This window comes from Microbacterium xerophyticum, from assembly GCF_053543555.1.
In genome coordinates this window covers 233,687-246,776 of record NZ_JBLVOB010000009.1, presented here as the reverse complement: position 1 = coordinate 246,776, position 13,090 = coordinate 233,687, and the positions used below count along the sequence as shown (strand labels likewise).

10 protein-coding genes are annotated in these 13,090 nt (G+C 67.8%); 7 read left to right on the top strand and 3 right to left on the bottom strand.

The annotated features are described in order from the left end of the window. Position 1: 1 nt before the first annotated feature. A complete protein-coding gene (locus ACNPNP_RS19080) occupies positions 2-1,624 on the top strand; it encodes a PucR family transcriptional regulator (protein WP_448967612.1) in 1,623 nt (540 codons plus the stop codon). Between the two features lie 11 nt (positions 1,625-1,635). Here the strand turns inward: ACNPNP_RS19080 and ACNPNP_RS19075 are convergent, their stop codons facing one another. Further along, complete coding sequence (locus ACNPNP_RS19075; RefSeq protein WP_448967611.1) at positions 1,636-3,423, bottom strand: ABC-F family ATP-binding cassette domain-containing protein; 1,788 nt, start codon at positions 3,421-3,423, stop codon at positions 1,636-1,638. A 46-nt stretch (positions 3,424-3,469) separates the two neighbouring features. Here ACNPNP_RS19075 and ACNPNP_RS19070 point away from each other — a divergent pair, with 46 nt between their 5' ends. After that, on the top strand, positions 3,470-3,961 hold the full coding sequence (locus ACNPNP_RS19070; RefSeq protein ID WP_448967610.1) for a nucleoside deaminase: 492 nt from the start codon (positions 3,470-3,472) through the stop codon (positions 3,959-3,961). A gap of 17 nt (positions 3,962-3,978) precedes the next feature. Here the strand turns inward: ACNPNP_RS19070 and ACNPNP_RS19065 are convergent, their stop codons facing one another. Together ACNPNP_RS19065 and ACNPNP_RS19060 are read right to left on the bottom strand one after the other, a co-directional pair. Beyond that, positions 3,979-5,229 carry a glycoside hydrolase 5 family protein gene (locus ACNPNP_RS19065; RefSeq protein ID WP_448967609.1) on the bottom strand — a complete coding sequence of 417 codons (1,251 nt, stop codon included), beginning with the start codon at positions 5,227-5,229 and terminating at the stop codon, positions 3,979-3,981. Beyond that, complete coding sequence (locus ACNPNP_RS19060; RefSeq protein WP_448967608.1) at positions 5,222-6,259, bottom strand: LacI family DNA-binding transcriptional regulator; 1,038 nt, start codon at positions 6,257-6,259, stop codon at positions 5,222-5,224. Before ACNPNP_RS19060 ends, ACNPNP_RS19065 begins: the two co-directional genes overlap by 8 nt. A 141-nt stretch (positions 6,260-6,400) precedes the next feature. Between ACNPNP_RS19060 and ACNPNP_RS19055 the strand changes: the two genes are divergently transcribed. From ACNPNP_RS19055 to ACNPNP_RS19035, 5 genes are read left to right on the top strand one after another with little or no spacing between them, the layout of a single operon-like run. After that, positions 6,401-7,684 (top strand): ABC transporter substrate-binding protein, encoded by a 1,284-nt coding sequence (locus tag ACNPNP_RS19055; protein WP_448967607.1) that lies wholly within the window; start codon positions 6,401-6,403, stop codon positions 7,682-7,684. A gap of 18 nt (positions 7,685-7,702) precedes the next feature. Further along, positions 7,703-8,632: a carbohydrate ABC transporter permease gene (locus tag ACNPNP_RS19050; RefSeq protein WP_448967606.1), complete on the top strand. Its 930-nt coding sequence runs from the start codon at positions 7,703-7,705 to the stop codon at positions 8,630-8,632. A 21-nt stretch (positions 8,633-8,653) separates the two neighbouring features. After that, positions 8,654-9,505: a carbohydrate ABC transporter permease gene (locus ACNPNP_RS19045; protein ID WP_448967605.1), complete on the top strand. Its 852-nt coding sequence runs from the start codon at positions 8,654-8,656 to the stop codon at positions 9,503-9,505. After that, entirely contained in the window at positions 9,502-11,751 is a 2,250-nt protein-coding gene (locus tag ACNPNP_RS19040) for a glycoside hydrolase family 3 protein (protein WP_448967604.1), read from the top strand. The genes ACNPNP_RS19045 and ACNPNP_RS19040 overlap by 4 nt, the downstream gene beginning before the upstream one ends. Continuing rightward, the gene (locus ACNPNP_RS19035; protein ID WP_448967603.1) at positions 11,748-13,058 is read left to right on the top strand and encodes a glycoside hydrolase family 125 protein; all 1,311 of its coding nucleotides are present in this window, start codon (positions 11,748-11,750) and stop codon (positions 13,056-13,058) included. Before ACNPNP_RS19040 ends, ACNPNP_RS19035 begins: the two co-directional genes overlap by 4 nt. The last annotated feature ends 32 nt before the right edge of the window (positions 13,059-13,090 follow it).

Below are 13,090 nucleotides of genomic sequence, written 5' to 3'. Positions count from 1 at the left end.
CATGAGCTCGCTGACCCGGTCGAGCTGGGGTCGTGTCTACGACGACCTCGGCGTGACCCTCCTCGACGTCGCCCACGGCGCCATCGATGTGGATCAGCAGATCGGCGGTGTGCTGATCCACGATCCGGTCGACGAACCGGTGTATCCGCCGGATGCGATCGTCCTCGCCGTCGGGATGCAGGATCCTGCGGCACTGGCGGCGCTGGTGACGGACGCCGGAGAACGCGGCGCCGTGGCTGTGGTGGTGCGGGCGTCGACAGATCTTCCGGATGCTGTCCTCATGGCGGCGGATGATGCCCGTGTCGCCATCCTCGGCCTCGCGCGCGGAGCGACCTGGACGCAGCTGGCGGCGCTCCTGCGCTCCGTGCTCTCGGAGGACGACGTCGGGCGCACACCGTCGGAATCACTCGGGGGCGTCTCCGCTGGGGACCTCTTCGCCGTCGCGAATGCGATCGCGGCCCTCTTGGATGCTCCCGTCACGATCGAGGATCGATCCTCGCGGGTGCTCGCGTTCTCCGGCGGCCAGGAGGCGGCGGACGAGTCGAGGGTCGAGACGATCATCGGGCGCCAGGTGCCGGATCGCTACGCGCGCGCTCTCACCGAGATGGGTGTGTTCCGCGATCTGTATCGCGACGACGTCCCCGTCGTGATCGACCCGATGGATCTCGGTCAGGGGGTGACGACGCAGCGCATCGCGATCGCCGTGCGGGCAGGCGATGAGGTTCTGGGTTCGATCTGGGCGGCCATGGACGGACCTCTCACGCCGGAGCGCACCTCCACCTTGCGCGATGCCGCGAAGCTCGTCGCCCTGCATCTGCTGCGCGTCCGCGCAGGAGCGGATGCCGAACGCCGTCTGCGCGCCGAGCTCGTGAGCAGGGCGGTGGACGGCGGCGCCGGGGCGCGCGACGCTCTCAGCCGATTGGGCCTGGCCGGTCAGCGCGTCTGCGTCGCCGCGGCCATGCTCGCCCCGGCTCAGGACGGCGTGCCGCGAAGCGATCAAGACCTCATCGCCGACCGCGAGAGGCTCACCGATGCGCTCGCGCTGCACCTGTCGGCCGTGCAGCGCGGAGCGGCGGTGGCGCTCGTCGGAGACACCGTCTACGGCATCCTGCCCGTCGCCGATGTGGCGGCGGAGGAGCGCTCCGCGCGCCTGGCCGAGGACTTCCTGCAGCGGGTGGGACCGCGCCTTCCCGCACTGATCGGGATCGGGCAGCCTGCGCAGTCCGTCGCCGACATCGCCCGCTCGCGGACGCAGGCGCGACGCGTGCTGCGCGTTCTGACCGAGAGCCGCGGACAGCGCACGATCGCCAGGATCTCGGAGGTGGAGACCGAGTCGCTCGTGCTCGAGCTGCGCGACCTCCGCTCGTCGCGCGGCGATGTCGTCTCGACGGCGCTCGAGCGTCTCCTCGAGTACGACGCACGCAGTGACGCGCGTCTGGTGCAGACGCTCGCCGCCTGGCTGGACAGCTTCGGCGACGTGAGGAGCGCCGCGGCGGCGTGCTTCGTCCACCCGAACACGTTCCGCTATCGACTGCGCAGGGCAGTGGAGGTCAGCGGCATCGACCTCGATGATCCGGAGGCGCGTTTCGCGACCATGCTCGAGCTGCGAACGCTTCCGCTCTGACCCTCCGGGGCTCAGCCGAGCTGATCGCTGAGCTCGAGCCAGCGCGTCTCGTTCTCCTCGACCTCGGCCTCGAGGGCACTGATCCGCTTCATCTTCTCGGCGAGTCCTTCGTAGTCGGACTGGTCGTGCTCCACGAGCGCGTGCTTCGCCTTGTCGATCTGCTGGGTGAGCTTCTGGATCTTCCGCTCCGCTGCAGCGATCTCCTTCTGGGCAGCGCGCAGCGCCGCACCGTCGAGACCCGGCTTCGACGTCGACACCTTGGTCGCGGACGGTGCCCCGCTCTGCTCGGCCGTCCGAAGACGCAGGTACTCGTCCACTCCGCCCGGCAGGTGACGCAGTCGTCCGCCCATGACGGCGAACTGCTGATCCGTGACGCGCTCCAGGAAGTACCGGTCGTGACTCACCACGAGCAGCGTGCCGGGCCAGGAGTCCAGGAGGTCCTCGATGGCGGCGAGCATGTCGGTGTCCATGTCGTTGGTCGGCTCGTCGAGGATCAGCACGTTGGGCTGCTCCAGCAGCACGAGCAGGAGCTGCAGGCGGCGCTGCTGTCCACCGGACAGGTCCTTCACGGGCGTCGAGAGCTGCGCGGATGAGAATCCGAGGCGCTCGAGCAGTTGGCCGGGGGTGAGCGACTGCGACTTGGACCCTGTGCCGAAGGTGTACTCCGTGCGCAGGCCCTCGATCACCTTGCGCACCGGATCGTTCCACACCGCTGTCAGCTCATCGATCCGCTGCGTCAGGGTCTTCACCTTGACCGTCGTTCCGCGTTTGACCCGACCGCTGGTCGGCTCGATCGTGCCGGCGACGAGACCGAGCAGGGTCGACTTGCCTGCACCGTTGACGCCCAGGATGCCGGTGCGCTCGCCGGGCGCGATGCGCCACTCCACGTCGCGCAGTACCTCGCGGTCCCCGTACTGCACGCCGGCGTCCAGCAGGTCGACGACGTCCTTGCCGAGGCGAGAGACGGCGAGGGACTGCAGCGACACCTTGTCGCGGATCTCCGGCACATCCTCGATCAGTTCGTTCGCCGCGTCGATGCGGAACTTCGGCTTGCTCGTGCGAGCCGGCGCTCCACGGCGCAGCCATGCGAGCTCCTTGCGAGCGAGATTCTGGCGCTTCGCCTCGGTCGCGGCCGACATGCGGTCGCGTTCCACGCGCTGCAGGATGTACGCCGCGTAGCCGCCCTCGAAGGGCTCGACGATACGGTCGTGCACCTCCCACGTCTCGGTGCAGACCTCGTCGAGGAACCATCGGTCGTGCGTGACGACGAGGAACGCGCCCGAATTCACGGCCCAGCGCTTCTTCAGGTGCCCCGCGAGCCAGGTGATCGCCTCGACGTCCAGGTGGTTGGTCGGCTCGTCGAGCGCGACGATGTCCCAGTCCTTGACGAGCAGTGCGGCGAGGGCGACACGGCGTCGCTGTCCGCCGCTGAGGCCCAGCACCTGCGCGTTCCAGTCCAGGTCGGCGAGCAGCCCCTGGATGACATCGCGCACGCGGGCATCGCCGGCCCACTCGTACTCCTCCAAGTCGCCGACGACCGACTGCGCGATCGTGAGGGAGTCGTCGAGGGTGTCGGCCTGATCCAGCACGCCGACCGTGGTGCCCGCGCGCATCGTCACACGTCCGGCATCCGGTTCCTTGCGTCCCGCGAGCATCGCGAGCAGAGAGGACTTGCCGTCGCCGTTGCGCCCGACGATCCCGATGCGATCGCCCTCCTCGATGCCGAGGGTGATGGAGTCGAAGACGACCTTGGTCGGATATTCCAGGTGGAGGCCCTCGGCCCCGAGAAGATGTGCCATGTCACTCCAAGGCTACGGCAGTCGGCTGATTGCTAGCCTCGGTGCCATGACGACGTTCTACCTGCCCACCGAAGTCGAACACGCGCACCTTCGCCGGTGCGTCGATCTCGCCCGCGAGGCGCTCGAGGACGGCGACGAGCCGTTCGGGTCCGTCCTGGTGGATGCGCAGGGCGCGGTGCGGTTCGAAGACCGCAACCGCGTCAAGCACGGAGATCAGACGCGGCATCCGGAGTTCGAGATCGCGCGCTGGTCGGCGACGAACCTCACGCCCGAAGAACGCGCGTCGAGCACCGTCTTCACCTCGGGTGAGCACTGTCCGATGTGCGCGGCGGCTCACGCATGGATGGGACTCGGGCGCATCGTCTACGCCGCGAGCACCGCGCAGCTCGTGGAGTGGAGCGCTGAGCGCGGCGCAACTCCCTCCCCCGTCGCTGCCCTGCCCATCACGGCCGTGGCGCCCGCCGTGCCGGTCTCGGGACCTGTCGCCGCGTTCGCCGACGAACTCCGCGAACTGCATCTGCGCCGCGCTGGCGGCTGACCGCAGTTCGCGCGCCGTCACACCGAGCGCGTCAGGTCCACCGAGGTGATTCCGAGATCCGCGAGCCGCCCGGCATCCGCCGCTGTGCGAGACGTGATGACCGTGACCGCCTCACCCTGCTCGCGCAGCTCGTGCCACCTTTCGAAGACCGCTCCGCCCGGTGCCAGATCCGTACGAGTGACAGGGAGATCGTCATCATCCACGTCGACGACGACGCCGACGCTGCGCGGTTCCGCGATCGGGAGCTCGCCCGCGCGTGCTCGCGCGATGAGGTCCGCGAACTCCCGCCCGAGCGGCTTCACCGCGTTGTCGACGTCGAGGAGACCGAGTGAGTACTCGAGCTCCTTGTAGTCCCCGAGTGCGCGGGACACGTCATGCGAACACCACCATGTGATGCCGTACAGCCCCGGCGCGCTGAGGGCGGCCGTCACGGTGCGCGCCGCGAACTCCGGCATCTCCTCATCCGCGAGGTTCAGCGAAGGCGCACCGACCTCCTGCAGCCAGACCTGACGCCCGGGATCGGTCGCGAACGCCTTGGAGAGCTCGATCATCCACTCCGCATGGCGCACGGACTGCGCAGACAACCCGCCGTAGGTCGCCGCCGTTCCGTTGAAGATCCAGGAGTGGACCGTGGTGATGTCGCCGAGGCGTGACGCGTGAACGGGAAGGAACGGGTGCCCGTCGCGGTACCAGAGATGGTCGTTCTCGCTGTGCGTGATGAGGTGGCGCGGGTCAGGATCCGACGGCGCAGTCAGGAGAGAGGACAGCCAGTGACCGATCTGGTCGCTGTCCGCCGGCATTGCCGACGGATTCGGGAGCTGGAATTGGTTGAGCTCGTTCCCGAGGGTCAACCCGATCAGGTTGGGACGATCCCTGACCGCGTCGTACACGGCCGCGACCAGTTCGGCCTGCGCGGCGATCGCGGCCTCGCCGACGAACATGTTGCCGTCATGCCAGTTCACCAGCCACGCCGGCACGAAGTCGAACCCGGACATGTGGCCCTGGATGACGTCCACAGCGATGTCCAGTCCGAACTCTGCGGCGATGTCCGCCACCAGTGCGATGTCATCCAGCGCCTGCGTGCGGATCAAGGTTCGGTTGGGCTGGAGGACCGGCCACAGCGGGAACACTCTGACATGGTCGATGCCGAGACCGGCGAGCGCCTCGAAGTCGGCGCGCACGACATCCTGGTCGATCCCCATCCACTGGAACATCCAGTCCTTGGAGGGCGTGTAGTTCGCTCCGAAACGCGGAGTGCGGTCAGTCACTGGAAGTCTCATCCTTCTTGCTGGTGGGTGATGCGGTCGATTCACGAATGATCAGGCGACGGCCGGACACGGTCTGCGACGAGATCTCCTCGCCGTCGACGAGTCTGCGCAGCATCTGCACTGCGGTGCGGGCGCTCTCCTCCACTGGCGCATCGAGGGCCGTCAGACGCGGACGGACCAGCGTCGAGACCCAGGAGTCCTCCCACGCCACGACGGAGAGCTGCTCCGGTACCCGCACCCCGATCTCCGGCGCATGCGCGACGATCTCGGCGGCCATCGCTTCGCTGTCCACGACGAGCGCCGTGGCCGCGCCGGCGCGGTGCAGCAGATCCGCGACGGGGTCGGAGGTCGCCGGGTCCCATCGCAGCACTTCTGCGGCGATGCCGCTTCGCCGCGCGGCCTCGGTGAAGCGACGGTCGCGGTCGCGGGCGTGCACGAGTCCGGGAGAATCGCTCACGCGTGCGATCTGCCGATGTCCGAGGTCGCCGAGGTGAGTGAGCACCTGGTCGTACGCCGTGTCATCACTCACGGTCACAGCGGGGACGGCGTCATCGATCGGCGCGCCGAGCAGCACGGCGGGGGCTCCGAGCTCGCGCACGTGTGCGATGCGCGGATCGTCGTCTCTGACATCGACGAGCAGGAAGGCGTCCACTCGCCGCTCACTCCACCACTCCCGATAGACGCGTTGCTCGTCCTCGGCGCGCACGAGGGTGAGCGAAAGCGACCAGTCGATCTCGGCCAGCGGCTGCGTGAGCCCGGCGATCAGCCTCATGAAGAACGGGTCGCGCTCGAATCTGCCTCCGACTCGCGATACGACGAGCCCGAGGCTGCGCCCTCCCTGCCCTCCGACTTTGCGGCTGGCGTAGTTCGGGCGCCAGTTCAGTTGGTCCGCGGCCTCCCGGATGCGGGCAGCTGTCGCCTCGGAGACATTGGGGCGCCCGTTGAAGACATGCGAGACGGCGGAAGGGGAGACGCCCGCTCGCGCGGCGACGGCGGCGATGGTGACTCGGGCTGGTTTCTTCTCGTTCATCTCATGAGAGAGATTAGGGGCTTGACCCGTGAATGTAAAGCGGTATACATTAGCCGCCAGTTGATGTGTACCGCTTTACTAAATCCCGAACGAGCGACCATCATCCCTTATCAGATGCACCGCAGCTCTCAGGAGGTCTCCTTGTCCGAAGGCATCAGCAGGCGAACGTTCCTCGGCGCGTTGATCGGGACCGGCGTCGTGACGCCGCTGCTGGCGGGATGCGGCCCGCTCATGCCCGCGTCGAGCGCGTCGGGCGCCTTCTCCGTGCACACGCAGCTCAGCGGTGCCGTCTCGGGTGCGCAGGTGTTCTCCGACGTGGTGGCTGCATACCAGCGCGCGAACGACCAGACCGTCGCGCTGCTCAAGAACGGCTCCGACCTGCCGATCGTCTTCGAGACGAGCGCCCTCGCCGGCAAGGAAGCCGACATCGCGATGGTCAACCTGCAGGGACGCACGCTCTCATGGACACGCCTCGAGGCGACGATCCCCGTCGAAGAACTTCTCGACGAATGGGGGCTGCGGGACAAGATCATTCCTGAGGCGATCGAGGAGTGGACCGACGAGGACGGCCATCTGCGCGCGTTCCCCTTCACCCGTACGAACTGGCCCGTCTCGTTCAACATCGGCCTGCTCGACGAAGCCGGCGTGCAGTTGCCGACCACGACGGATGAACTCATCGCGGTCGCCGACGCGCTCCGCTCGAAGGGAATCGGTCCTGTCACGGTCGGCGGCTCCGACTGGAGCGGGCAGAAGATGTTCCTGCAGATCCTGCAGGGCTTCCTCACCAAGGAAGAGGCCAGTCGAGCATTCTCGAGCGGCAAGCTCTCCGAGAGTCCAGGTGCGATCGCCGGAGTCGAGCATTTCGTCGAACTCCGCGACGCCGGAGTCTTCGTCGACAACGTGCAGGGCTACACCTCGGACTCCGAACTCACTCAGTTCAACACCCGCAAGGCCGCGATCGTCCCTGCGATGTCATCTGCACTCGCCCTCGTGCCTGCGGAGCGCGCGGCGGAAGTGGTCGTCGGCGGGTGGCCGAAGCCGTCTCGCGGCGGTGTCCTCGAGCATCCGAGTGTGATCCAGAGCTACAACGGACACGGCATCTGGATCAGCGCGAACGGCGCGGAGAAGCTCGACCTGCTCAAGCCGTTCATCCAGAACCTGTACAGCCCCGAGGTCACCAAGCAGTTCATCCTCGGCTCCGGACGCGACATGAGCAGGATCACGGATGTCGTCAGCACTGATTTCCCCCTCGTGGCGCAGGCGTCGCAGCTGACGACCGATCAGGCCACGCCCGTGATGCTCCCCGACCTGCTCATCCCCGACGCCGTGTTCGAGCCGATGATCCGCGCCACCGCGATGGCGTACGGCAGTGCCTCCGTCGATCAGATCATCGACATGTTCGAGAAGGCCTACGACGCGGCCTGACGGCCCGGAAGGACAATGATGACCGCGCTCGCCCCATCTCCCACCGCCCCTGCATCCTCCGAACCACGCAAGCCTGAGCCACGACGCCGCTCCACGTTGCGCGAGCGCTTCCCCGGTCTGGCCCTGCCTGCCTTGATCTGGTACGCCGTGTTCATGATCGGGCCCGTCGTCGCGATCTTCGTCATCGCCTTCCTCGACTGGCCGGGGATGCTCGAGACACCCACCGCAGCCGGATGGGCGAATTTCTCCGCAGTGTTCGCCGATGCCACGTTCTGGGCCGCTCTGGGCAATTCGGCGATCCAGATCGTCGTCGGGCTGCCGATCATGATCGTGCTGGCCTTCCTGCTCGCTTTCTACGTGGTGCAGAAGCCGCCGGGGCACCGCCTCCTGCGTTATCTGCTCTTCATCCCCGCACTCATCTCGGCTCCTGCCACGGCCATGGTGTTCTACGCGATGCTCAATCCCGACGGTCTCGTCAACGGCGTCCTGCGTCCGCTGGGGCTTGAGGGCAACGCCTGGCTGGCTGATCCGAGCACCGCTCTGGGAGCGATCATCGCCGTCGAGCTGTGGAGCGGCATCGGGTACTCGGCCGTGCTCATCGCAGCGCGACTGGACGGCGTCGACTCCGAGATGATCCAAGCCGCACGAGTGGACGGAGCGGGAGACTGGCGCATCGCCTGGCGGATGTACTGGCCGATCGCCCAGGACTTCATCGGCGTCGTGACGATGCTGCAGTTCCTGTCCCTGCTGTTCAACTCCGCGCAGACCGTGCTGCTGCTGACCCAGGGCGGGCCGGGCAACTCCACGATGACCCTGTCCTACCTCATCTACCGCAAGGCCTTCGTCGAGACCGACCTCGGCTACAGCCAAGCGGTGGGCGTGATCCTTTTCATCATCGGGCTGGTGGGGATGGGCATCATCCGCCGCTTCCTGCGCGCTACCCACTGACCTCGGACGAAGGCGAACCTCATGGCACGACGCAATGTCCTCCCTCTGCGCGATCGCGTGGGATCGATCACCAGCGGCACTCTGGCCTGGCTGTACGCGGCCGCGCTGCTGATCCCGTTCTATTACTTCATCACCTCCTCGTTCAAGACGAACGAGCAGATCTTCGAATCCCCGCTCGCACTGCCGACGCAGTGGGATCTGTCGAACTTCGCCACCGCGGTGCAGCAGGCTGACCTCTGGCTCGCGATAGCGAACTCCGCGATCACCACGGTCTGCGCACTCGTGCTCACCCTGCTGCTCGCGCTCCCGGCGTCCTTCGCCCTGGCACGGGCGAAGGGTCGAGTGGGCAGGGTCATCGAGACCGTGTTCAGCCTCGGCTTCCTGATCCCGTCGTTCGCGGCCCTGTTCCCCACCTTCCTGCTGGCCGCGGCTCTCGGCCTGTTCCACACCCGCACATTCGTCGTGCTCCTGCTGCCGGCCACCGCGCTTCCGCTGTCGATCGTGATCCTGACGTCGTTCATGCGCACGATTCCGCGCGAGTTGGAGGAAGCCGCGTCGATGGACGGGGCGACGACGCTCCAGGTGCTGCGCCAGGTGTACCTTCCCATCTGCATTCCCGGAATCGCCACCGTGCTCCTGCTCAACTTCCTGTCGTTCTGGAACGCGTACCTGTACCCGTTGATCCTGATCGGGCCGGACACCGCGCAACGCACCATCCAGGTGGCGCTGCCGACGCTGAAGGTGGATGCCGGTACCGACTACGGAGTGCTGATGGCAGGCACCCTGCTCACCCTGCTCCCGGTGTATCTCGTCTACACGGTGCTGCAGCGTCAGATGCAGCGCGCGCTCGTATCGGGAGCGATCAAGGGATGACCTCTGCGAACGACCTCTCGCTGCGCGAACGCGTCGGACAGATCAACCAGCGCCTCAAGGGTTGGGAGGCCGTCCGCTGGATCGACGGAGAACCCAGGATCACCGATGTGCTCCGCCGAGAGGTGGACAGGTGGGGCGGCGTCGGAGCCGTCTACGGCGTGCTGCGCGCCGACCCGTGGTCGCAGGTCCGGTGGGAGAACGGCATCCCGCCCGAACGGAGTGCCGAGGCGTATCACGCGGTGCAGGACCATGTCATCAGCAACGGTGCCGGCATCCCGACGCTCTTCGTCGAAGAGGCACCCCACGGGCTGATGGCTCTGGGCGCGACCACGCTACCGGTGAATCTCGCTCTCGGGGCCACCATGGACCTCGAACTCGCCGAGCATCTGGCCGGGGAGGTCGCTGCCGAGGCACGCGCCCGCGGGACGCATGTCGCCCTGGTATCCGGTCTCGATGTCCTGCGCGACCCGCGCTGGGGACGTGCGGAGGAGTGCTTCAGCGAGGATCCGGCGATCGCTGCGGCGTTCGTCGAGGCGACAGTGCGCGGCATGCAGGGCACCGACTCGCACGCAGCCATCGACCGCGCGCACGTCGCGGTCGTCGCGAAGCATCTCGCCGCACAGGGGGCAGGAATCGGCGGGCGCAACGGATCGGGTGCCCCGATAGGCGTCCGCGAGCTGGGTGAGGTGCATCTGCGACCGGCCTACGCCGCCGCGCGAGCGGGCGTGGCCGGCTTCATGGCCGCGTACAACGACATCGACGGTGTCCCCTGCAGCGCGAACCGTCAGCTGCTCACCGGCACGCTCCGCGAGGAATGGGGTTGGGAGGGCATTGTGATGGCGGACGGGACGGCCATCGACCGCCTTCGGGACTGCACGCCCGACGCGGCATCCGCAGCGGCACTGTCCATCCACGCCGGCGTGGACCTCAGCCTGTGGGACGACGCCTTCACGCATGTCGTGGAGGCCGTGGAACGCGGGTTGCTCGATGAGGACGACGTCACCCGCGCGGCGGATCGCGTCCTGGGTTTGAAGGCGCGACTCGGCCTCCTCGACGGCACCGGTGATCCGCACCGCGGATCTCCGCACGAGGGCCGCGAACTGATCGCGCTCGCCGCAACGGCCGCGAAGGAATCAGTCGTCATCGTCCACGACCGCGACACCCTCCCGATCGCCTCGTCCGCCGTGATCGCTCTCGTGGGGCCGAACGCCGACGATCTCGAGGCGCAACTGGGCGACTACTCCCCTCCCCGGCCGCCGGAGGATCCGGAGGCGTCGACCGTGCGCTCCGCGCTGATCCGGCGGTACGGGAGCGAGAACGTGCTATTCGCCCCCGGTTCGACGCATCGCCAAGGGCTGGGCGCGGATGAACTGGATGCGGTCACCGCGGCGTGCACGGGCGCGGATGTCACGGTCGTCGTGCTCGGAGGGACGAGTCGCCGCAGTTACGACGACGAGTTCGCCGCCAACGGAGCCGTCGACGCTCCAGCCGCCGACACGACGAACGGCGAGGGGGTCGATCTGTCGCAGCTGGCGCTGCCGACGGCTCAGCTCGACGTCCTTCGGGCGGCGCGTGCAGCCTCGGTGCGCGTGGTCACGGTCGTCATCGACGGCCGACCGCGGCCGCTGGCCGAGGTGGCTGCGCTGTCGGACGCGCTGATCGTGGCTCCGTTCCCTGGTCCGAGCGGCGGGCAGGCGATCGTGGATGCCTTATCCGCTGATGTTGCCGGGGGACTGCTTCCTGCGACGTTCCCCTCGGTCGACGGCGTCCTGCCCGTCGCGCACGACGAGCGCAGGGAGACGGCGCGCGGCTACGTCGACGCACGGTACCCCGTCGGTCATCTCCTCGGCACCGGAATGCCGAAGGGCGTCACGGTGCGCCTGCGGTCCGGCCGTTCGTCGATGACAGCGAGTGCCCTGTCCGATGGAGCCGTCAGCACGCTCGTCGCGGACATCGCGAACGGCTCTGCCTCCGAAGCCACGATCGCCGTGCCCCTCTACGGCCGGCGCCACGAGCTCGGCCTGCGCCCCAGGCGGCGCACAGTGCTCGACGTCCGTCGCGTCCGCGTGCCGGCCGGTGGGTCGGCCGCCGTGCGGTTCACGCTCGGGCTCGACGCCCTGGGCTCCTGGGCGACGGGCCGGCCGGTACCTTCGCCGGTCGAGATCCTCGCCTGGACGAGCCCGCAACATGATCCGCCGGCGGATGCCGCGACAGTGCTGATCACCGAGGAGCAGAGCGCAGGATGAGCAGGTTGACGGAGTTGACACTTGATCGAACCACCATCGATCTCCTCAGGACTGCGGCAGAAGAGGTCGGCGCCTTCTGCGGGGCCCGCACCGGCGAACTCGTCGAGGCCGCCCTGCTGCGCACGCTCACCCGCACGATCAGCGTCGATGAGACGGGATCGGTGTTCGTCATAACCGGTGACATCCCCGCCATGTGGTTGCGCGATTCCACGACCCAGCTGACGCCGTACCTGCGGTTCCTCGACCGCAGTGCGTGGCTGGCCGACCTCGTCGGATCCGTCGTCGCGCGCCAGTTCGCGTTCCTCGCGCACGACCCGTACGCGAACGCATTCAACGATGGGCCGACCGGGGCGCATTACGACGCAGATGACATCTGCGCTGACCCCGCGGTGTGGGAGCAGAAGTACGAGATCGACAGCCTCTGCTATCCGATCGCACTCGCCCATACGCTCTGGAAGACGACCGGACGCACGGACTTCATCGATGACGTCGTCCACACCGGTCTCCGCGCGATCGTCGCCCAGTTGCGTCTCGAACAGCACCACGAAGACTCGCCCTATCGTTTCGAACGCGCCACCGCGGTTCCGACCGAGACGTTGGCGCGAGGCGGTAGGGGATCCGCGATCGGATACACGGGGATGACATGGAGCGGGTTCCGGCCGTCGGACGACGCCTGCACCTACGGCTACAACATTCCCGCGAACCTGTTCGCCGCGCAGGCTCTCCTGTCCGCTGCAGAGATCGCGGAGGCCGTCTGCGCGGATCCCGACCTGGCCTCGAGTGCCCGGAGTCTGTCCGCCGACCTGCGAGCGGGCGTCGAGAGCTTCGCAATCGTGGACGGGCCGGCCGGCGCCTCCATCTACGCCTACGAAGTGGACGGCCTCGGCGGCGTGCTGCGCATGGACGATGCCAACACGCCATCGCTGCTCTCGCTCCCGCTCATCGCGCCGGACGTCATCGACCGCCGGGTCTGGGAAGCGACTCGCGAATTCGTGCTGAGCCCTGAGAACCCGTATTGGTTCTCAGGCTCGGCGCTGCGCGGTGTCGGCAGTCCGCACACCAGGACGGGACGCGTCTGGCCGATCGCACTGGCAGTGCAGGGCCTCGTAGGGACGCCCGTCGAGCGGATCCGCCTTCTGCGGATGATCAGCGACACGGATGCCGGGACGGGGCACATCCACGAGAGCGTTGATGTGAACGACCCGACAGTGTTCTCGCGGCCTTGGTTCTCGTGGGCGGAGTCGATGTTCTGCGAGCTCGCGCTGGCTGCGGTCGATGACGCCAGGGGCGTCCCCGCAGCGCGGTGACCGCAGCCGGACGGAACGAGCCGCCCCGCCCA